Annotated in this window: 19 protein-coding genes; 11 read left to right on the top strand and 8 right to left on the bottom strand. The window is 26.6% G+C overall.

Annotation, left to right across the window (positions count from 1 at the left end; all coding sequences use genetic code 11):
• Positions 1–16 precede the first annotated feature (16 nt).
• The 5 genes from rfbB to rfbD are packed head-to-tail and all read right to left on the bottom strand — an operon-like array spanning position 17 to position 4,223.
• The gene (gene rfbB / locus ACA135_RS08135) at positions 17–1,030 is read right to left on the bottom strand and encodes a dTDP-glucose 4,6-dehydratase (RefSeq protein WP_409198250.1); all 1,014 of its coding nucleotides are present in this window, start codon (positions 1,028–1,030) and stop codon (positions 17–19) included.
• A gap of 20 nt (positions 1,031–1,050) precedes the next feature.
• Entirely contained in the window at positions 1,051–1,614 is a 564-nt protein-coding gene (gene rfbC / locus ACA135_RS08140; protein ID WP_409198251.1) for a dTDP-4-dehydrorhamnose 3,5-epimerase, read from the bottom strand.
• 19 nt (positions 1,615–1,633) lie between these two features.
• Entirely contained in the window at positions 1,634–2,503 is an 870-nt protein-coding gene (gene rfbA / locus ACA135_RS08145) for a glucose-1-phosphate thymidylyltransferase RfbA (RefSeq protein ID WP_409198252.1), read from the bottom strand.
• 19 nt (positions 2,504–2,522) lie between these two features.
• Positions 2,523–3,359 (bottom strand): methyltransferase domain-containing protein, encoded by an 837-nt coding sequence (locus ACA135_RS08150; protein WP_409198253.1) that lies wholly within the window; start codon positions 3,357–3,359, stop codon positions 2,523–2,525.
• A 30-nt stretch (positions 3,360–3,389) separates the two neighbouring features.
• Positions 3,390–4,223, bottom strand: coding sequence for a dTDP-4-dehydrorhamnose reductase (gene rfbD / locus ACA135_RS08155; protein ID WP_409198254.1), 834 nt, complete (start codon positions 4,221–4,223; stop codon positions 3,390–3,392).
• Positions 4,224–4,492: 269 nt separating this feature from the next.
• On the opposite strand from rfbD, the gene ACA135_RS08160 reads away from it, so the two are divergent.
• The 6 genes from ACA135_RS08160 (at position 4,493) to mmp11 (ending at position 10,389) form a co-directional block, all read left to right on the top strand.
• On the top strand, positions 4,493–5,737 hold the full coding sequence (locus ACA135_RS08160; protein ID WP_409198255.1) for a nucleotide sugar dehydrogenase: 1,245 nt from the start codon (positions 4,493–4,495) through the stop codon (positions 5,735–5,737).
• Positions 5,738–5,767: 30 nt separating this feature from the next.
• A complete protein-coding gene (hacA, locus tag ACA135_RS08165; RefSeq protein ID WP_409198256.1) occupies positions 5,768–7,015 on the top strand; it encodes a homoaconitase large subunit in 1,248 nt (415 codons plus the stop codon).
• 15 nt (positions 7,016–7,030) lie between these two features.
• Complete coding sequence (locus tag ACA135_RS08170; RefSeq protein ID WP_409198257.1) at positions 7,031–7,516, top strand: 3-isopropylmalate dehydratase small subunit; 486 nt, start codon at positions 7,031–7,033, stop codon at positions 7,514–7,516.
• A gap of 106 nt (positions 7,517–7,622) precedes the next feature.
• Positions 7,623–8,630, top strand: a complete 1,008-nt coding sequence (locus tag ACA135_RS08175) for an isocitrate/isopropylmalate family dehydrogenase (RefSeq protein WP_409198258.1) — start codon at positions 7,623–7,625, stop codon at positions 8,628–8,630.
• A 357-nt stretch (positions 8,631–8,987) separates the two neighbouring features.
• On the top strand, positions 8,988–9,404 hold the full coding sequence (gene ribH / locus ACA135_RS08180) for a 6,7-dimethyl-8-ribityllumazine synthase (protein WP_409198259.1): 417 nt from the start codon (positions 8,988–8,990) through the stop codon (positions 9,402–9,404).
• Positions 9,405–9,453: 49 nt separating this feature from the next.
• Positions 9,454–10,389 (top strand): methanogenesis marker protein 11, encoded by a 936-nt coding sequence (mmp11, locus tag ACA135_RS08185; RefSeq protein ID WP_409198260.1) that lies wholly within the window; start codon positions 9,454–9,456, stop codon positions 10,387–10,389.
• Positions 10,390–10,469: 80 nt separating this feature from the next.
• Here mmp11 and ACA135_RS08190 read toward each other — a convergent pair whose 3' ends face one another.
• Positions 10,470–12,191 carry a glycosyltransferase gene (locus ACA135_RS08190; RefSeq protein ID WP_409198261.1) on the bottom strand — a complete coding sequence of 574 codons (1,722 nt, stop codon included), beginning with the start codon at positions 12,189–12,191 and terminating at the stop codon, positions 10,470–10,472.
• A gap of 562 nt (positions 12,192–12,753) precedes the next feature.
• Here ACA135_RS08190 and ACA135_RS08195 point away from each other — a divergent pair.
• The 5 genes from ACA135_RS08195 (at position 12,754) to ACA135_RS08215 (ending at position 19,032) form a co-directional block, all read left to right on the top strand.
• Entirely contained in the window at positions 12,754–13,494 is a 741-nt protein-coding gene (locus ACA135_RS08195) for a transposase family protein (RefSeq protein WP_409198262.1), read from the top strand.
• The gene (locus ACA135_RS08200; protein ID WP_409198263.1) at positions 13,491–13,973 is read left to right on the top strand and encodes a hypothetical protein; all 483 of its coding nucleotides are present in this window, start codon (positions 13,491–13,493) and stop codon (positions 13,971–13,973) included. Before ACA135_RS08195 ends, ACA135_RS08200 begins: the two co-directional genes overlap by 4 nt.
• 525 nt (positions 13,974–14,498) lie before the next feature.
• Positions 14,499–16,658, top strand: a complete 2,160-nt coding sequence (locus tag ACA135_RS08205) for a Tex family protein (protein WP_409198264.1) — start codon at positions 14,499–14,501, stop codon at positions 16,656–16,658.
• A gap of 90 nt (positions 16,659–16,748) precedes the next feature.
• On the top strand, positions 16,749–17,765 hold the full coding sequence (purE, locus tag ACA135_RS08210) for a 5-(carboxyamino)imidazole ribonucleotide mutase (protein WP_409198265.1): 1,017 nt from the start codon (positions 16,749–16,751) through the stop codon (positions 17,763–17,765).
• 4 nt (positions 17,766–17,769) lie between these two features.
• Complete coding sequence (locus ACA135_RS08215) at positions 17,770–19,032, top strand: UbiD family decarboxylase (protein WP_409198266.1); 1,263 nt, start codon at positions 17,770–17,772, stop codon at positions 19,030–19,032.
• Positions 19,033–19,089: 57 nt separating this feature from the next.
• On the opposite strand, the gene amrS is transcribed toward ACA135_RS08215, so the two are convergent.
• Complete coding sequence (gene amrS / locus ACA135_RS08220) at positions 19,090–20,097, bottom strand: AmmeMemoRadiSam system radical SAM enzyme (RefSeq protein WP_409198267.1); 1,008 nt, start codon at positions 20,095–20,097, stop codon at positions 19,090–19,092.
• 12 nt (positions 20,098–20,109) lie between these two features.
• The gene (thiL, locus tag ACA135_RS08225; protein WP_409198268.1) at positions 20,110–21,117 is read right to left on the bottom strand and encodes a thiamine-phosphate kinase; all 1,008 of its coding nucleotides are present in this window, start codon (positions 21,115–21,117) and stop codon (positions 20,110–20,112) included.
• Positions 21,118–21,343 lie beyond the last annotated feature (226 nt).

The following is a 21,343-nucleotide window of genomic DNA, read 5'->3' on the forward strand; positions in this document are numbered from 1 at the left end:
TCACATTTTTTTTATTTTATTTCAAGGTATTTCCATACATTTTTTTATAATATTCTTGATATTCTCCACTTTTTATTTTATTCATCCATTTTTGATTTTCAAGATACCAGTTGATTGTTTCAACAATTCCTGTTTCAAATGTATATTTAGGTTCCCATCCTAATTCGGTTCTAATTTTATTAGAATCAATAGCATAACGTTTATCATGACCTAATCTGTCATTGACAAATTTTATTAATGAATAATCTTTATTTAAAGTGGATAAAATTAATTTAACAATCTCAATATTTTGTTTTTCATTATGTCCGCCAATATTGTATACTTCTCCTAATTTTCCTTCATGAAGAACTAAATCTATAGCTGTACAATGGTCATAAACATGTAACCAATCTCTAATATTCTTTCCATCCCCATAAATTGGTAAAGGTTCATCTTTTAAAGCATTAGAAATCATTAATGGTATTAATTTTTCAGGAAATTGATAAGGACCATAATTATTAGAACATCTAGTAATATTTACAGGTAAGTTAAATGTGTTATGATATGCTCTTACCATTAAATCTGCACTTGCTTTTGTTGCTGAGTATGGACTATTAGGTTGAAGGGGTGTTTCTTCTGTAAAATATCCAGTTTTCCCTAAACTTCCATAAACTTCATCAGTAGAAACTTGTAAAAATTTTTTTATATTGTGTTTTTTTGCAGCATTTAACAAATTTTGTGTTCCTAAAATATTTGATTTAATAAATATCTCTGGATCTTTTATACTTCTATCAACATGACTTTCAGCCGCAAAATTAACAATATAATCAACTTTAGAAACTAAATTATCAACAAGTTTTTTATCTGTAATATTTCCTTTGACAAAATTATAATTTGGATTTTTTTCAATCCCCTCTAAGTTTTCAAGATTGCCACAATAAGTTAAAGCATCTAAATTTATGAATTTATAATTTGGATATTTTTCAATCATATATCTGATGAAATTACTTCCAATAAATCCTGCGCCGCCAGTAATTAAAATTTGAGTCATATACATCCCTTATATTATTTTTAAAAATTTGTTTTAGTATCTTTCATTAATTTCCAGTTTTGATCTTTTTCTGATAAAAGAATATCTTCTTCATTTATTCCATCTAATGGCCAATCTATACCAATATTAGGATCATTCCACAAAATTCCACCTTCATCATCAGGGGCATAAAAATCTGTACATTTATAAACAAATTCTGCTTCATCAGAAATGACAAAAAATCCATGAGCAAAACCTTTTGGAATGAATAATTGTTTTTTGTTATCTTCAGATAATGTTTCACCCACCCATTGTCCATAAGTATTTGAATCCTTTCGCAAATCAACCGCAACATCAAAAACTTTTCCTCGTATTACTCGAACTAATTTCCCTTGAGGATGTTTATATTGAAAATGTAAACCTCTTAATACTCCTTTAGTTGATTTTGATTGATTATCTTGAACAAATGTTAAATTTATTCCTTGATCTTTAAAATCATTTTCATTGTAAGTTTCCATGAAATATCCTCGATCATCCCCAAAAACTGTTGGTTCTACTGTAAAAACATCCTCAATTTCTTTTTTTATAATTTTAAATTTTCCCATATTATCATTACCCTAAAATTTATGATTTTTTAGCTAAATTAATTAAATATTGACCATAATCTGTTTTTTTTAATGGTTCAGCTAATTTTAATAGTTTTTCTTTAGAAATATATCCTTTATTAAAAGCTATTTCTTCTAAACATGCAATATAAAGACTTTGTCTTTTTTGAATTGTTTCAATGAAATTTCCTGCTTCAAGTAAACCTATATGTGTACCTGTATCCAACCAAGCCATTCCCCTACCAAGTAATTCAACTTTTAATTCATTTTGATTTAAATAAGCTTCATTAATTGATGTTATTTCTACTTCACCCCTATCTGAAGGTTTAACTTTTTTAGCTATTTCAATAACATTATTATCATAAAAATAAAGCCCCGGAACAATATAATTAGATTTAGGATTTTTTGGCTTTTCTTCTACAGACAATACATTTCCTTTATCATCAAATTCAACTACACCAAATGCTTCTGGATTATTAGTATAATAACCAAATATAACAGCACCTTCTTTTAATTTTGTAGCTTTTTCTAAAATTTCAGTTAATCTATGCCCATAAAAAACATTATCTCCTAAAATTAAGCATACATTATCTTTGCCAATGAAATCTTCACCAATGATGAAAGCTTCTGCTAAACCTTTAGGTTGTGCTTGTTCTTTATATGTAAATGAAATTCCTAAATCAGAACCATCCCCTAAAAGATCTTTGTACATTGGTAAATCTCGGGGTGTTGAAATAATTAAAATTTCTTTTATTCCTGCTAACATCAAAACAGAAATAGGATAATAAATCATTGGTTTGTCATATAATGGTAACAATTGTTTTGAAACCGCTTTAGTAATTGGATACAAACGAGTTCCTGATCCTCCAGCTAATACTATTCCTTTCATTTTTAACCTCTTAAACTATTTATAATTTTTTTATTTTATTAGCCCATTTAATTGCTTTTCTATTTTTAAACTCATCAATTTCATGATTTAAATGATTTAATTCATCATTTTTTATTTTTAATTTCTGGTTTAATTGACTTATTGTTTCATTTTTTAATCTTAATTCTTGATCTAATTTACCTCGCATTTCCCATTTTTCATCATAATTAAAATTATTTAATTCATTAAGAGAAAAATTTCTGGAGTGAGTATTATCTCCATAAACAACAATAATTTGTTCTTTTAAAAAATAGTTTCCAGCATCAAAAAAAGTTGGTTCTACTTCTTTATAAAATAATAATTGTTTTGAATCTAAACTTAATGGAAATGACTCATAATCAAAATAAAATAAATGTTCTTCATACAATGGATTTTCTCTAAAAGGAACAGAAATAATTAGATATTTACATTTTGTTGATAATTTTTTAGCAATAAAGAACGGATCTTCAAAGTGTTCTAAAGTATGAGAAGTAATTATTACATCAAAATTTTTATCTATGTCGAAAATATCATCACATATAAAAGAAACTTTATGATTTTTATAATTGCTATTAGCTTTTTCTATTGCTGCCTGTGCGAAATCCACACCTATAACATTTGATTCTGGAAAATTTTCATGTAATAATTGGGATCCTTCACCCATTCCACAACCCATATCACATAAAGAATAATTATATTTTTTTATTTCTCTTTTTAACCATTCGGGTAATCTTTCAATTAGAATTTGATAATGAAGAGCAGATTGTTCTGGGCCATGAGCTTCTTCCCAGTCAGTTTCAAATCTATGTTGCCAATAATTTTTATCATTCATATTCATAATTTTCACTTTTTTTATAAAAATTTAAATTTAACAAGTTAATAAATATTCTTTTAATGCTTCTTTATAATCTCTTAAAGGTTTAAAACCCTGTTTAATCCATTTATCATTGTTTAAGACTGAATATTTTGGTCTTGGTGCAGGTCTTGGGAATTCTTCAGTTGTAACTGGTATTACTTTAACATTTTTATTTGTAAGCCTAAAAATTTCTTTTGAAAATTCATACCAAGAGCAACTACCGGAATTTGTTAAATGGTAAACACCATATTTATCTGTTTTAATAATTTCTGAAATTCCTTTAGCTAAATCATAAGTAAATGTTGGTGACCCTATCTGATCATTTACAACAGTTATTTCATTATGGGATTTTGATAAATTTAACATTGTTTTAACAAAATTATTACCATCACAACCGTATAACCATGCTGTACGTATAATAAAGTATTCATCAAGTATTTTTTGAATAAATTGTTCGCCCTCTAACTTAGTTTTTCCATAAGCTGTTTGAGGACCTAAATTATCATTTTCTTTAAGTGGTTCAGTTTTTTTACCATCGAAGACATAATCTGTACTAATATGTACTAATGGAATTTTTAAATCTTTACAAACATTAGCTAAATTTTTAGGACCTAATGCATTCACTTTATAAGCTTCTTCATAATTTGTTTCACAATCATCAACATTAGTATAAGCTGCAGAATTTATCAAAATATCTGGTTTCATTTCATTAATTGTTTCACTAACTAAATTTTTATTTGTAATATCTAAATTTTTAGAGTTACATAATATTAATTCATGATTTTTCAAAGTCCTTTGTAAATCATGACCTAACATTCCACTTGCACCAGTAATTAATATTCTCATGAAAAACCTTCTAAATTTTATTACTTTTTTTAAAATTTTTCTATAATTATATTAATACAATTTATTATATTAATATTGTATAAATTTTGCTCAAATAATAATGTTAAAATTGATAAATTAAATAATTTAAAATTATATAGTTTTTTAAATTTTAAGAAAAAAAGTAATTGAATAAATATATTTATTAATAAATTAAATATTTAATTAATTTAAAATAATCTTTTTAATCTAAATTAAAAAACAAATAAATTTAATAGCTGGTAGTGAAAATGAAAATTTGTATAATAGGACAAGGTTATATCGGACTTCCAACTGCTGCTCTTTTTGCTAAAAATGGATGTAATGTTTTAGGAGTAGATATTGATGAAGGAATTGTTAATAATCTGAATAAAGGTAAAATACATATAGAGGAACCTGGAATTGGAGACATAATAAAGAAAGCTGTTGAAAAAAATGTTTATCATGCCTCAATGAACCCTGAAAAATCCGATGTTTTCATAATTACTGTTCCTACCCCGTATATAAAAGAGAATTATAGTTGTGATTTAAGTTATGTTATAGCTGCATGTAATGAAATTTTAGACTATGTTGAAAAGGGTAATACAATTATTGTAGAATCAACTATTGCACCTATGTCAACAGATAATATTATAAAACCAATGTTTGAGGATAAAGGATTTATTATTGGAGAAGATATTTATTTAGCACATTGCCCTGAAAGAGTTCTTCCTGGACAAATTATAAACGAATTAATCAATAATGATAGAATTGTAGGTGGAATAACCCCATTGTGTAGTGACAAAGCAGCAGAAGTATACTCAATTTTTGTTAAAGGGAATATAATGAAAACAGAAGCAAAAACTGCTGAATTATCAAAATGTATGGAAAACACTTTTAGAGATGTTAATATAGCATTAGCTAACGAGTTAGCTAAAATTAGTGCTGAAATAGGTGTTAATGCATTAGATGTTATAAAATTAGCAAACAAACATCCGAGAGTGAATATTCATTCCCCTGGACCAGGAGTAGGAGGGCACTGTTTAGCAATTGATCCTTATTTTATTTATGCTTTAGCTCCAGATACAGCTAAAATAATTAAACTAGCTAGAGATACTAATAAAAGTATGCCTTCTTTTGTTTCTGAATATGTTGAAAAAATTTTAGATACTGAAAAAGATGCAAAAATTGCTATTTTAGGAGTTTCTTATAAAGGAAATACTGGTGATACAAGAGAAAGTCCGGCTTTTGAGATTATTAATTTTTTAAAAAATAAATATACTTTATCAATTCATGACCCCCATGTGGAAAATGATAATTTTGAAAGTTTTGAAGAGGCTACAAAAGATGCTTCACTCTGTTTAATTTTATCAGATCATGATCAATTCAAAAACTTAGATTACGATTATATTTTTAAGAATATGAAAAATCCTATAATATTTGATACAAAAAACATTATTGAAGATGTTCCTAATAATATAACTCTTTATAATTTTGGTAATTTATATAAAATTTAATTGAAATTGAATTTAATGGAGAGTTAATTTATGTCTATGACAATGTCTGAAAAAATTCTAGCTAAAGCATCACAAAAAAATAGAGTAGATGCTGGCGAAATTGTAATTGCTGATATAGATATAGCTATGATGCATGATTTAACTGGACCTTTAGCTATTGAATCTTTTAATAAAATTGGAACTGAAAAAGTTTGGGATAATAATAAGGTAGTAATTCCATTTGATCATCAAGTACCAGCAGACTCTTTGACTTCTGCTAATAACCACATTCTAATGAGAGAATTTGTAAAAAAACAAAATATTGAAAATTTTTATGATGTAAATGAAGGAGTTTGTCACCAAATCCTTCCAGAATTCGGTCATGTTGTACCTGGAGAAATTATTGTTGGAGCCGACTCCCATACTTGTACTCATGGGGCTTTTGGGGCTTTTTCAACAGGGATTGGGTCTACAGATATGGCAATGGTATTATCAACAGGAAAATTATGGTTTAAAGTTCCAGAAACAATACAATTCAATATTGAAGGAACACTGAAAGATAATGTGTGTTCTAAAGATGTTATTTTAAAAATAATTGGAGATATTGGGGCTGATGGTGCAACATATAAATCTTGTGAATTTTCAGGACCCACAATTAAAGATATGAGTATGTCTGATAGAATGGTTTTATCAAATATGGCTGTCGAAATGGGAGGGAAAACTGGATTAATAGAACCTGATGAAAAAACCATTAATTATGTTAAAAAACATTCTAATAAAAATTTTAGAACATATAAAACAGATAATGATGCATCTTCTTTAAAAGTTATAGATTTTGAAGTTAATAATCTTGAACCTCAAGTTGCTTGTCCAAATAACGTAGATAATGTTAAACCAGTGAGTGAAATTGATGTTGAATTAGATCAAGTATTTTTAGGATCCTGCACAAATGGAAGAATTTCAGACTTGAGAGATGCCGCAAAAATTTTAAAAGGGAAAAAAGTTGCAAAAAATACCAGAATGTTAATTTATCCTGCTTCAAGAGAAACTTATTCCAAAGCATTGGACGAAGGATTAATAAAAATATTCATTGAAGCAAATGCTCTTGTAATGAATCCATGTTGTGGTCCTTGTTTAGGAGGACATACTGGATTAATTGGGCCTGAAGAAATAAGTCTCAGTACATCGAATAGAAATTTTAAGGGACGTCAAGGTAGTCCAGAAGGTAAAGTTTATTTATGTTCACCTGCTACTGCTGCAGCATCAGCGATTGAAGGACGAATAACTAAACCTGAATAGGTAGGAAAAGATATTATGAAAGGAAAAGTTTGGAAATTTGGAAATGATATTGATACTGATATAATTCTTCCTGGAAGATATTTGATATATACAGATGAAGAAACTTTGTCTAAACATTGTATGGAAGGTATATATCCAAATTTTAAAGATAAAGTTAATAAAGGGGACTTTATTGTTGCTGGAAAAAATTTTGGATGTGGTTCATCCAGAGAACACGCTCCTATAGCTATTAAAAATTCTGGTATTAATGCCATAATTGCAGAATCTTTTGCAAGAATATTTTATAGAAATTCAATTAATATTGGATTACCTCTTCTTGAAACTCCTAATATAAGTGGACATATAGAAGAGGGAGAAGAATTAGAGATAGATTTAAAAGATGGATTAATAATTACAGAATCTGGAAAAACTTTTAAATTTAAGAAATTGCCTCCTTTTATGTTAAATATCCTTAAAAATAATGGTTTGATTAATTATCTTAAAAATCAAAACCAAATTTAATTTTTTTACTGATTTTAAAATAAAAATTAAAAATTTTAAAATATTTACTTTTAATATAAATTTACATAAATTAAGAAAACTTTAAAAAATTACTTTAGGTGAATATATGTATAATATTACTGTAATTCCTGGAGATGGAATAGGAAAAGAAGTTATGAAAGCAACATTATCTGTTTTAGATGCTTTAAATTTAAATTTAAATTATACTTTTGCTGAAGCAGGTGATGAATGTTTAGAAATAAATGGAGAAGCATTACCTGAAAAAACAATCCAATTATGTAAAAAATCTGATGCTTGTTTATTTGGAGCCGCTGGAGAAACTGCAGCAGATGTTATAGTTAAATTAAGACATGAAATGGAATTATTCGCTAATTTACGTCCAGTGAAATCATATCCTGGGACAAATGCGCTTTTTAATGATATAGATTTTATGATTGTTAGAGAAAATACTGAGGGATTATATAAACAAGATGAAGAAAAATATACTGAAAATGGAGCAGAAGCAAAAAGAATAATCACCAGACAGGCTGAATCAAGAATTTGTGATTATGCATTCAAATATGCGGTAAAACATGGGAAAAGTAAAGTTACTGGTGTTCATAAAGCTAATGTTTTAAAAAAAACAGATGGCTTGTTTAAAAAAATTTTTTATGAAACTGCTGAAAATTATAAAAATAAAGGTATTGATGCAGAAGATTTTTATGTTGATGCAACAGCAATGTATCTTATTACCCAACCAAAAACGTTTGAAGTTTTAGTAACAACTAATCTTTTTGGAGACATATTATCTGATGAAGGTGCTGGTCTTGTAGGAGGATTAGGGCTTATTCCTTCAGCAAATATCGGTGAAAATGGGGCGCTTTTTGAACCTGTGCATGGGTCCGCGCCAGATATTGCGGGAAAAGGAATAGCTAACCCTTTAGCAATGATGCTTTCTGCAGTAATGATGCTTAACTATTTAGGGGAAACTGAAGAAGCTGAAAATTTAGATAAAAGTATTTTAAAAGTTTTAAAAGAAAGTAAAAATTTAACTCCAGATTTAAATGGAAATTCAACAACTGATGAGATGGCTGAAGCAGTTAAAATAGAATTATTAAAATTTAATAAATCTTAAAATATATGGAACACAACCAAATTTTTGAAATGGAAAAAATTAGCTTATATTAATCATTGAAATTTTTTTAAAAAGTTTTTAGATAAAAAAAATTAGAGTATAAATTTGATAATTTCTTATTTTTTAGTTAATATTATAAATAAAATTAATTAAAAATATAAGATATATTTATATGTGAATTTTTTTAAAAGAAGTTTTTCTTTTAGTATTATTTTAACAAAATTTGAGGAGATAATTATGGATAGGATGAAAATTATTGCATTATTTATTATATTAATTATGGTAATCAGTGGTGTAGCGGGATTCTTATTAATGTTAGCATGAGTAAATTAATTTAAATGATTGGAGGAAAAAATTATGGCAAAATATAATATTGGTGCAGTTGTTGCTGAATTTAATTTTGATTTAACTAAAATGATGTTAGACTTAGCTAAAGAAGAAGCTAAAGTTCTTAATGCTGAAATAACAAAGGTAATTATAGTTCCTGGTGTTTTTGATATGCCTTTAGCTATTAAAAAATTATTAGAAAAAGATGATATTAATGCAGTTATTACATTAGGTGCTGTAATTGAAGGGGCAACAAATCATGATCAAATTGTTGCACAACAAGCATCTCGTAAAATAACTGATTTATCTTTAGATTATAATAAGCCTGTAGCTTTAGGTATTAGTGGCCCAGGTATGACTAGATTAGATGCACATAAACGTATAGATTATGGTAAAAAAGCTGTAGAAGCTGCAGTTAAGATGTGTATGAGATTAGAAGAAATATAAATTTAATTAATAATATTTTTTATTTATTTAACATTATTAGAATGATATTATGGAAATTTTAAAACCTAATGATTTAAAGAAAAAATTCAATGATCCATGGGTAGCGCCATATGAAAAAGAAATAACTATGGTAGATGGAAATACTGTTGAACTTGTTGAATTTCACCCCTGTGTATCTGGTTCCCATTGGTTAATGCACCAGTACAAAAACAGTAGTGAATTAATTACTAATGCTTATAGAGATGGAAATAGACATGTTTTCACTTGTAAAGTTGGAAAAAAACCTATTAATTTAAAAGCTAGTTTTAATGCTGCAGGTATTGAAGAAGTTAGTGTTAAGGGTAATGAAGTAAAAATTGTTCATACTGGACTTGCTGGTGCTGGTGTTGGAGCTGCTATGTGCAGAGGTATGGGTGATGGAGTTAAAAGAGTTGAATTAATTGAAATTGGTGGTGGATCCAAAATTGGAAAAGCTGCTGTTATAACTCCTAAAATGGAAAAAATTGTTATTGGTATCGATGATACTGATACTAAGGATTCTGGAGCAACCTGGACAATGGCACATAATGTTGGGATGGAACTTAAAAAAGAAGGTTTTGAATATTTAGATCATATTATTGTTCAATTATATCCAAATAATCCACATAAAACTCAAAATTGTGTTTCTATTGCATTAACTTTTGCTGTTTTACCAGAGAATAAAGAAAAATTAATTAATAGAGTAATAGAAATTCTTAAAAGAGATACTTTATCAGATAAAACAGCTATAGCCGTATTAGAAGGTTTAAAAATACCTAAAAAATTAAGAGAATATGCTATAAAGACTAAAAAAGGAATGATGGACATACAAACAGCCGAAAATGTAGCTAAAAAATTAAACATTTCATTAATTAGTGTTACTGGTGATCAAGGAAAAATAGGAGCTTTAGCTGCTTTAGGCCTCTATAATGACCATGAAGAAGCAGTTAAAGTATATAAAGATTAATTTTTTACTATTTTTTAATATTATATTATTCACTATAAAATTTTTTTTTTATAGTGAAATATTTAAAATTTAAACTTTTTTTAATTTGTATAAAACTCTATAAACGAATTTTTATTTGATGATAAAAATTGTGAAGATGTAGTTTCATTCATAGAATCATTAAAAGATAATTCAATAACATTATCACCACTATAAAATTTTAAAGTTTCATTATTCTTAATATTATTACCATTGAATTTTCCTATTATATTTCCATTATCTGAGAGAGTATATTGTGAATCGTTTTTAAAAGATCCAGAAATGGTTTTAATGTGTTTTCCATTTAACGTTATATTTACTTCTGTTTCATTAGATTTATGATCAAATATTTGGAAATTTTCCTTTAAAACTGTTGAATTATTTAGGTTTGATGAATTAATTGTATGAGAAATAATTGAAGAATCAAATATTCTATTTAAACGACTGTTAGATATTACATCTCCTGAACTAACATCTAAATATCTTCGAGCATCAGATGGTATTCGCAAAGTATTTGCTTCTCCCGGCCTAGTTTCATTTACTGAATAAGTTGTATCGCCAAGCTCAATCGTATCTCCTATATCCATTTGCATAGTAGTTAAAGCATCCTGTGGAATCCTTAAAAAATTTGTTTCATTTTCAATAGCACTATCAACTGTATATGGTCCTCTAACAGATATTGTTTGTTGCTGATCAGGATGTGAAAATATTATAAGGTTTCTAGAAGTTGGTTCTACTGAAATCACCCCATCATTAATTGTTGTTGCACTCATAAATGTTGTTAACATTAAAATTAAGATTAATCCACACACTAAAAATGGGAAATGCATTTTAAGAAATGATTTTAATATTGACCCCCTAGATCCTTTTTTAAGAATATTAAAAGATTTTGACACTAATTTGATTACATAATAAATTGTTAGTATCACACCTATAACTGCAATTATAGAACCTAAAAATAATGGTATGGGTTGAACAAAAAATATTGTGAATAAACCTAAAATTATAAGTGAAAGACCCATAATAGCCATTCTTATATAATTACCAAGGGTATCCATCATTGTAACACGACCGTATTCAACAGCCCTATTAATGATTGTTCTAACAACTTCATTAGCCATTTTATTAAGATCGGATAATGGGGACATGTCATGTTTTATGTTTCCAATATCCACTTCTTGAATTCTAATTCCATGAATATCTGCATCAAGAACAATACCTACATCCACACCATAATCTTTTTCAAATTTTATTTTATTTAATGCAGTTCTTTTTCCTGCAAATTGTCCACTTAATGGTTGTTCAAATACTATTTCTGGGAAGAAAAATTTTAGCAATGGTTTTGCGGTAAGCTCTGTTACTCTCCCACTTTCTCTTGCAAATTTTGTTTTTGTTATATCTGTTTTTCCTTCTAGTATAGGTTTAATTATATTATCAACTTTTTTTGAGGTTAGATTAGATATATCAGCATCTATAAATGCAACTATATCTGATTTTGTATTTTTAAAACCTGTTTTAATTGCAGCACCTTTACCTAAATTTGATTTATGACTTATAACTTTAGATCCTGCAGATATAGCTTCTTTTACAGTATTATCTGTAGATCCATCATCAACTACTAAAATTTCATTAACATAATCTATTTTTTTTATTACCGTTACAATTTTAGCAACTGTTTTTTCTTCATTATAAGCAGGTATTACAACAGAAACAGATGGGTTTTTATTATTTGTAGTTTTAATTGATGCTAATAAAAATGCGATTAAAACTATAAACCAGGACATTATTTTCTTACCTCAACTTTATTAATTTATATCAAAAAATTTATCTATTTTAATATATTTATTTTAGAAATTTAAAAAGTTTATTATACATTAGACAATTTTTAAAAAAATATTTATTAAAAAAAATCTGTTCGATGAATTCCGAAAGTTATATAAAGTATAAATTAAAACATTTAATTAACATAATTTAATATGAAATAATGAAGATTATGACTTGAAATTTTAAACATTATTCAAGAAAATATTTTTAAATAAAAATGTTATTATAAAATTTTTATTTATATAGCATAAAACAAACCAAAAGATTATAAAATTTTTTAATGAATAAGTGAGGAATAAAAATTATAACCTTAACAAAAGATAAAGAAAAAAAATTGAAATATTATATCAATGAAAATTTCCCTGAAATTAATTTCAAATACCAAATTGGGCTCTGTCAAAAACTTAGTTGATTTTATTTTTTGAAATATTTTGACTCATAATTTTTTTAAGCTTTCTTATGGCTTTAATTATGATTTAGAAATAGTAAAGTTAATATATTAAGTGGAGCCAATATATTAATATGACTAAATTAAAAATAAAAGCTCCATGTTATACTATGGAGCCTATACAATTTAAACTTTACGATTTTTGTGAAGAGTTTTCTGGTTTTAGATCTGATGTTTCTAAAAAATTGATTGGATGTCAGGATATGAGTCCTGAATTGATTCGTCTTGAAAAAAATGGTGAAATAATTTTTAGCAACAGTGTTGCTGTTTGTCCAGTGTGTGGGTCTCACCATAATGTTAAAGATGGTAAAATTGAACGTGAATTGATTTTCATGAACTTAGGGAATCAAACTTGTAAAGTTCAAAGATATAAATGCACTAGATGTGGTAATGTATTTAGTGCTGACTTATCCTCAATAGTTGAGGTTAATAGAAATATTACTAAGCCAGTAATTGATTTTATACTTAAATCCTATAGTATTAGTGGTGATAGTATTCGTAAAATCATGCACAGGTTAAAAGAAATCCATAATGTGGATATCTCTTATCAAAGTGTAGAAAACATCCTATTAGGCTTAGAATATGATTTAGATAATGATTTTTATAGTCTTTCTGGTTATTACTTGTTTGATGCTTTGTGGGTTAAAATTAACAGTGTTTGGAATTATATTTTAGCTTTATTCGACCTACAAAGTAATACAATTGTTTCCTACGATTTAACCCCTTCTGAGTCAGAAAAAAGTATTTACAAGTTTCTAAGCGAATCCACTTACAATCAAGATCGTAACTATATTGTAACCGATTTAAAACATTGAGTAATCGCCAACCAATACGAAAATTAGGTTTCAAACATCAATTCTGTGTGTTTCACACTAAACAAAAAATAAACAGAGACATAAACGATTACTTAAAACAAAATAAATTAACTCTTGAGGATATTGAATCTGTAAAAAGTTTTAAACATGAAATTTTCAATATTATGGATGCTCCAGACTTAGAAACAGCTAAAACAAAAAGAGATCAACTTATCAAAGAACAAAAAACCCTACCTGAACCAATTTTCAAAATCTTATGGAAATTCATAGTTCCCTACTTCAAAAACCTAACATATTACATTAAAAACAGCAACATTAGTCGTACAAGTAACAAAATCGAGAATATATTCCAAAAAGTATTCCCAAAACATATCAAAAGACTAATGAAAACAGAAACCGGATTAATCAACAGATTCAAACTAAAACTCGAATTCTGGAACATAAAAAATAAAAAACAAAATCATCAACTAAGTTTTTGACAGAGCCCAAATTGATGATAAAAAAATTTATATTATATCTAATAAATTAATACATCAATTAAAAATAGGTGAAAAACATATCGATGATTTAGAAGTGCTTTTAAATGGTAAGTTTAAAGGAATAATATCTACTAAAGGTTATTATGCATTGGTTTACTTACTGAATTCAGAATAAATTTTTATTACTTATTATCTACTTACTATGAAATTAAATTTTATAATGTTATAACTATTTTTATGGATTTTTTAATCATTGATTTTTTTTACTGCATAGTTATATTAAAATGTTTAAACATTTTTTTTAATATTTTATATAAAAATATATTATAAGAAAATTTTATGGAATTTATAATTAAAATATTAAAATATATTCTATATTTTCAAAAAATAAAAAACTATAAGGATACTTTTTTTAAATAAATATTATTAATCAAACTAATTTTTATTAATTATAAAAATATGAAATGATAAAAATATATAATATAAATTTTAGTATATTACTTTTTATTAGGAGATAATTATTATATGATTGCTGAAACATTATCTGAAGAATTAAATATTAAAAATTGGCAAAGTAATGCGGTTATAAACCTCATTGATGATGGGAATAGTATTCCTTTTATAGCTAGATATCGTAAAGAAGTGACAGGGTCATTAGACGATGAAACTTTAAGAAATTTTAATGAAAGATTAGAATATTTACGTAACTTAGAATCTAAAAAAGAAAAAATAATTAAAGTTATTGATGAACAGGGAAAGTTAACAGAACCATTAGCTAAAATAATCACCAATGCTAAAACTTTAGTCGAATTAGATGATATTTATCGACCATACAAACCCAAAAGAAGAACTAGAGCAACAATAGCTAAAGAAAAAGGACTTGAACCTTTAGCAAATACAATATTAAAACAGGAAATAGATGTTCCAGTTGATAAAATAGCTATGAAATATTTATCCGAAGAATTGAATGTTGCAACAATAGAAGATGCTATAAATGGGGCTAAAGATATTATAGCTGAAAAAATTTCAGACAATGCCCAATTTAGATCTTTAATTCGGCAAGTTAGTTTTGAAGATGGGGAATTAGAAATTAATGCCAAAAATAAAGATGTTGAATCTGAATATGAAATGTATTATAATTATAATGAACCTTTAGATAAAATTGCAAATCATAGAATTTTAGCTATCAATAGAGGAGAAAATGAAAAAGTTCTTAAAATAAAAATAAAAACACCAGAAGAAGATATTTTTAGTTATTTAAAAAGACACGTCTTATTAAATAAGGGTGAAAAAATCACTCAACCAGAATATAATAAGTATACTGAAAAAATTTTAGAGGAAAGTATTTTAGATTCTTATAAAAGATTGATTGCTTCAGCAATTGAAAGAGAAATACGAAATGAATTAATTGAAAGAGCAGAAGAAAGTTCTATTAAAGTTTTTTCAGAAAATTTAGAACAATTATTAATGCAAAATCCAATTATTGGAAAAACTGTTTTAGGTTGGGATCCTGGATTTAGAACAGGATGTAAATTAGCAGTGGTTGATAAAACAGGTAAAGCATTAGATACATGTGTTGTTTTTCCAACTGAACCTAAAAATAAGATAGTGGAAACAAAAAGTATTGTAAAAGATTTAATTAAAAAGTATGATATTGATTTAATTGCATTAGGTAATGGTACTGCTTCTAGAGAATCTGAAATTGTAATTACTCAATTAATTCAGGAGATAAATAAAGATGTGCAGTATGTTATTGTAAGTGAAGCAGGAGCTTCTGTTTATTCTGCTAGTAAATTAGCTACTGAAGAGTTTCCAGAATATGATGTTGGAGAAAGAAGTGCAATTTCTATTGCTAGACGTTTACAAGATCCTTTGTCTGAATTAGTTAAAATTGATCCGAAATCCATTGGTGTTGGACAGTATCAACATGATATGAATCAGAAAAAATTAAGTGACTCTTTAAATTTTGTAGTTGATAAATCTGTGAATAATGTTGGTGTTGATTTAAATACGGCTTCTGTATCTCTTTTAAAACATGTGTCAGGTATTAGTAAATCTGTTGCTAAGAACATTGTGAAGTATAGAGAAGAAAATGGAATTTTTAGTAATAGGAATGAACTTTTAAATGTTCCTGGTCTTGGCCCCAAAGCTTATGAACAATGCGCAGGATTTTTAAAAGTTATTAATAGTGATAACCCTCTAGATAGCACATGTGTTCATCCAGAATCTTATAAAGCAACTGAAAATTTATTAAAATATTTAGGATACTCTTTAAATGATATTGGTTCAAAAAATCTTAATTTAAATGATTTAGACTATGAAGAACTTTCTGAAAAATTAAATATTGGAAATATTACATTAATAGATATTGTTAAAGAACTTAAGAAACCCGGAAGAGATCCTAGAGAAGAAATGCCTAAACCTATTCTTAGAAGTGATGTTTTAGAATTAGAAAACTTAGAAGAAGGTATGATATTGCAAGGAACTGTTAGAAATATTGTTGATTTTGGAGCTTTTGTAGATATAGGTGTTCATCAAGATGGATTAGTTCACATTTCTGAATTAGTTGAAAATAAATTTGTAAAACATCCATTAGATATTGTAAGTGTTGGGGATATTGTAGATGTTAGAGTATTGAATGTTGATTTAGATAGAAAAAGGATTCAATTATCTATGATTATTTAAACAAATTATTATTTTAAATTTTTTTAAAATTCAACATTAATAAATAATAAATTAAATATATAATAAATTAATATTTTAAAGGTGGAATAGATGACCCCAAAAGTAATGATAATTTTAGGTAGTGCATCAGATATTAAAATAGCTGAAAAAAGCACAAGTGTTTTAGAAAAATTAAAAATACCTTATAGTGTAAAAGTTGCGTCAGCTCATAGGACACATGATAAAGTTAAAGAATTAGTAGTGGATGCAACTAATGAAGGTGTTGAAGTATTTATTGGAATTGCGGGATTAGCAGCTCATTTACCTGGATCTATTGCCTCATATACTTATAAGCCAGTTATCGGTGTACCTGTTAATGCTAAATTAGGTGGTTTAGATGCTTTATATGCTTGCAGCCAAATGCCTTTTCCAGCTCCTGTAGCTACTGTTGGAATTGATAGAGGAGATAATGGTGCTATACTTGCAGGGCAAATTATTGCTACACATGATAATGAAGTTAAAGAAAATATATCTAAATTGAGATTAGCATATCAAGAAAAAGTTCGAGTCGGAGAAAAGGAAGTTTTAAGTAAACTTAATGGAAATTATATAGATAAAGAATTTTTAGCTAATCAAGAAAATGAACCTGTTGAAAGTAATGTTGAAAAATTAGATGATGCTCCACTTATTTCTATAATTGCTGGAAGTTATACTGACTTAAAAACTGCAAAAAAAGTTACTAGTGTATTGGATAAAATAGGTATTAGTTATGATTTAGCCATTATTTCTCCAATTAGATATGCTGATAAATTTGAAAATTATATGAAAAAAATGGAAAATGTTAAATTATTTATTGCTGTTAGCGGACTTTCTGCTCTTGTAACTGGATCAATAGTTGCTTTAAGTGAAAAACCAGTTATTGGCGTTCCTTGTTCTAATAACGATGATGTTCATGATGCTTTATTTACTATGGTTCAAATGCCGCCGGGTGTTCCTGTTGGAACTGTAGGTACAGATAATGGTAGAAATGCAGCAATTTTAGCTGGAGAAATTTTAGGGATATCTAGTGAAAAAATTAAAGAAAATTTAAAATGGATTAAATACAAAATGCAGAATTATAGGAATTGATTTAATGAACTCAGAAAAAGATGTGGTTATGAAAATTGATAAGGAAATTAGTGCTAAATATGAAGCAGGAAAAATTTTAAGAGAGCATCCTAAAGATACCGTATTATTGTCAAATATTAAAGGTTATGATATTCCAATCGTTTCTGGAATATGTAATACTCGGGAAAAAATTGCTCAATCTATTGGTTGTGAAGTTGAAAATATTACTGATAAAATTATAGAAGCTAGTGAAAATCCAATAAAAATATCAAATTTTAAAAATCTAGACGAATATGCATCAATTAAAGCAGATTTAAGTAAATTACCAATATTAACTCATTATAAAAATGATGGTGGGGCTTATATTACTGCAGGTGTTGTTATTGCAAAAGATCCTGAAACTGGAGTTCAGAATGCTTCAATTCATAGAATGTTAGTTCTTAATAATAATAAACTAGCCATACGAATTGTTCCAAGAAATTTATTTACTTATTTTAAAAAAGCAGAAAAATTAGGTAAAGATTTAAATATTGCGATAGCCATAGGAATGGACCCTGCAGTTCTTCTTGCTTCAACAACTGGACCATCAATTGATCAGGACGAAATGGAAATTGCTAATGCATTTAAGGATGGGGATTTAAGTTTAGTTCAATGTGAAGAATCCAATTTAAATGTTCCAGATGCAGATATTATTTTAGAAGGTAAAATTTCAATAAAAGATAAAGTTAAGGAAGGCCCTTTTGTTGATTTAACTGATACTTATGATGTTATTAGAGATCAACCAGTCATTACCCTTTCAAAAATGCATATTAAAAAAGATAATCCTATGTATCATGCTATTTTACCTGCTGGTTTTGAACATAAATTATTACAAGGTCTCCCTCAAGAACCTAGAATATTTAAAGCAATAAAAAATATGTTACCTACAGTGAAAAATGTGGTTTTAACTGAAGGTGGTTGTTGTTGGCTACATGCAGTTGTATCTATTAAGAAACAAACACAAGGCGATGCAAAAAATGTGATTATGGCTGCATTATCTGCACACCCTTCCCTTAAACATGTGGTTATAGTTGACGAAGATATAAATATATTTGACCCTGAAGATGTTGAGTATGCTATTGCAACTAGAGTCAAAGGTGATGATGATATAATTATTATTCCTAAAGCTAGAGGTTCATCTTTAGATCCTGTAGCATTACCTGATGGAACAACTACTAAAATTGGTGTTGATGCCACCAAAATTCTTGGAAAAGAAGAAAAATTTGAAAGAGTTAGTTTAAGTGAATAAAATATTATCTCTTAAACTTTTTAATTATAATATCCTTAAAAAATTATAAATCAATATTTACTGTAAAACAAAATTTAAATTATAATTACAATTTAAACATTTATTATCCTTTATTTTATTTAAATTTTCTATAGAATACCCATTACGTTTTATTAAAAGTTCACCACAATTTGGACAATATGTATTTTGACTTTGAGAAATATTACCAATATACACATACTCTAACCCCTTTTTTTTAGCTATTTCTTTAGCTTTAATTAAACTTTTAATAGGTGTTGGTTTAATATTTTTCATTCTATAATAAGGAAAAAATCTTGAAAAGTGAATTGGGACTTCTTTACCTAATTCATTTATTATAAAATCTGTTAAACCTTCTAACATTTCTTCAGAATCATTACAATTTGGGATAATTAAATTTGTTATTTCAATATGGTTTCCATTTTTATAAATTTTTTTTATATTATCTAATATTGGATCTAATTTTGCATTACACACTTTTTTATAGAATTCATCGCTCATTGATTTTAAATCAACATTAAAAGCATCTATATTAGGCAATATATAATTCAATGCTTCATCACTCATAAAACCATTTGTGATAAAAATATTTTTTAAATTGAAATTTTTAGAAAATTGAGCAGTATCTTGAGCATATTGTAACTGTAATGTAGGTTCATTGTAAGTCCAAGCAATTGATGGACATTGATAATCAAGTGCAATTTCAGCAAGGTCTTTTGGCAAAATATCATTTCCTATGAATTTTTCACCATTATTTTGTGAAAGAGTATAGTTCTGACAGTTCATACATGACATATTACATGAAAAGTTCCCCACTGAAAAAGAATTTGATCCTGGTAAAAAATGATACAGTGGCTTTTTTTCTATTGGATCTATATTATATGAAGATATTTTACCATAATTTAAAGTATATAAATTACCTTTAATATTTTTTTGAGTTTTACAAAAACCATAACAATTTTCTTTAATCTTACACATTCTAAAACATAAACAACATTGAACATTATTATTTAATAATTTTTTATAAAATAAAGACTCTTTTTTCATATTATATTCCCCCTATTTTAAATGTTCATAACCCTTTCTAGATAATGTTTCAACATCCCCATTTAAATAAACAATTTCTATTTTATTTAAATCATTGATTTCACCTATAACATAGAAATCCATGAGTTTAGCTAAATCATCAACTAAATTTTTATCAAGTGTAAATAATAATTCAAAATCTTCACCAACATTAAAAAATAATTTTAAAGGATTTTGATTTATTTTATTAGATAATTTAATAAAATCTTCACCCATTGGTAATTTAGATTCATAAATTTTAATACCGTGGTTAGATGAGTGTTTTAAATGATCTGCATCAAATACTTCATATAACTCTTCAGATAAACCATCAGTAATATCAGTAGCAGAACTTGCAAAATTTTTTAAAATTTGACCTTCATGTATTTTAGCTATAGGATTTAATGCTTTAGAAATAGCTAAATTTTCTAAATCATTATCAGTTCCATGAAATTCATTTAATAATTCGAATCCTAAAGCCGCTAATCCTAATTTACCTGTAATTGCAACTAAATCTCCATTTTTAAATCCTGATTTTAACAATTGTTTATTTTTATCAACTTTTCCTAAAGCAGTACCTGAAAGTATAATTTCATCTGACTCATTAGTATCACCACCAATTAATGGAAGATTATAATAGTTACATGCATATATTACCCCATCCACTATTTCATCAAAATCAGACAATTTTAACATTTTTGGAATAGCCATACTTAATAAAAATCCTATAGGCTCTCCACCCATTGCAGCAATATCACTAACATTAACTGTTACTACTTTAAATCCCATTTGAAAATGTGACATTTGTTTTGGAAAATGAAGAGATTGAATTTGCATATCTGATGTTGCTATCAAATGATTAGTGTTAATATTTAATACTGCTGCATCATCCCCTAAATAATTTTTAAAAGATAAATTAGAATTCATATTATTTTTATTTATAATACGATTAATTAATTCTTTTTCACCAATTGCTGACACATTTAAAGACTTATATTCCATATTATTATATTTATATTTAAATTAAATAAATTTTTTTGCAGAAAAAAATATTGTTATTTTCATCAAATATACGCAATTTAAATTCTAAATAAAAATATTTGATTATTATATTAAGAAAGAGAAATGAAAAAAATTTAAGAAAGGTATATAATATGTAAATTAATATTAAAAAATAGTATAGAATTAAATAAAAAAATATTCCTAAAAAAATTAAAAATTATTGAAT

This window comes from Methanobrevibacter acididurans, from assembly GCF_046197875.1.
Taxonomy (GTDB): Archaea; Methanobacteriota; Methanobacteria; order Methanobacteriales; family Methanobacteriaceae; genus Methanobrevibacter_A; species Methanobrevibacter_A acididurans.

Excerpts from the sequence above, each read along its gene's own strand:
- hacA (WP_409198256.1), top strand. The coding sequence starts at position 5,768 with ATGTCTATGACAATGTCTGAAAAAATTCTAGCTAAAGCATCACAAAAA.
- rfbA (WP_409198252.1), bottom strand. The coding sequence starts at position 2,503 with ATGAAAGGAATAGTATTAGCTGGAGGATCAGGAACTCGTTTGTATCCA.
- ribH (WP_409198259.1), top strand. The coding sequence starts at position 8,988 with ATGGCAAAATATAATATTGGTGCAGTTGTTGCTGAATTTAATTTTGAT.
- rfbC (WP_409198251.1), bottom strand. The coding sequence starts at position 1,614 with ATGGGAAAATTTAAAATTATAAAAAAAGAAATTGAGGATGTTTTTACA.
- ACA135_RS08170 (WP_409198257.1), top strand. The coding sequence starts at position 7,031 with ATGAAAGGAAAAGTTTGGAAATTTGGAAATGATATTGATACTGATATA.
- rfbB (WP_409198250.1), bottom strand. The coding sequence starts at position 1,030 with ATGACTCAAATTTTAATTACTGGCGGCGCAGGATTTATTGGAAGTAAT.
- rfbD (WP_409198254.1), bottom strand. The coding sequence starts at position 4,223 with ATGAGAATATTAATTACTGGTGCAAGTGGAATGTTAGGTCATGATTTA.
- purE (WP_409198265.1), top strand. The coding sequence starts at position 16,749 with ATGACCCCAAAAGTAATGATAATTTTAGGTAGTGCATCAGATATTAAA.
- ACA135_RS08150 (WP_409198253.1), bottom strand. The coding sequence starts at position 3,359 with ATGAATATGAATGATAAAAATTATTGGCAACATAGATTTGAAACTGAC.
- ACA135_RS08205 (WP_409198264.1), top strand. The coding sequence starts at position 14,499 with ATGATTGCTGAAACATTATCTGAAGAATTAAATATTAAAAATTGGCAA.
- ACA135_RS08160 (WP_409198255.1), top strand. The coding sequence starts at position 4,493 with ATGAAAATTTGTATAATAGGACAAGGTTATATCGGACTTCCAACTGCT.
- ACA135_RS08190 (WP_409198261.1), bottom strand. The coding sequence starts at position 12,191 with ATGTCCTGGTTTATAGTTTTAATCGCATTTTTATTAGCATCAATTAAA.
- mmp11 (WP_409198260.1), top strand. The coding sequence starts at position 9,454 with ATGGAAATTTTAAAACCTAATGATTTAAAGAAAAAATTCAATGATCCA.
- thiL (WP_409198268.1), bottom strand. The coding sequence starts at position 21,117 with ATGGAATATAAGTCTTTAAATGTGTCAGCAATTGGTGAAAAAGAATTA.
- amrS (WP_409198267.1), bottom strand. The coding sequence starts at position 20,097 with ATGAAAAAAGAGTCTTTATTTTATAAAAAATTATTAAATAATAATGTT.
- ACA135_RS08195 (WP_409198262.1), top strand. The coding sequence starts at position 12,754 with ATGACTAAATTAAAAATAAAAGCTCCATGTTATACTATGGAGCCTATA.
- ACA135_RS08215 (WP_409198266.1), top strand. The coding sequence starts at position 17,770 with ATGAACTCAGAAAAAGATGTGGTTATGAAAATTGATAAGGAAATTAGT.
- ACA135_RS08175 (WP_409198258.1), top strand. The coding sequence starts at position 7,623 with ATGTATAATATTACTGTAATTCCTGGAGATGGAATAGGAAAAGAAGTT.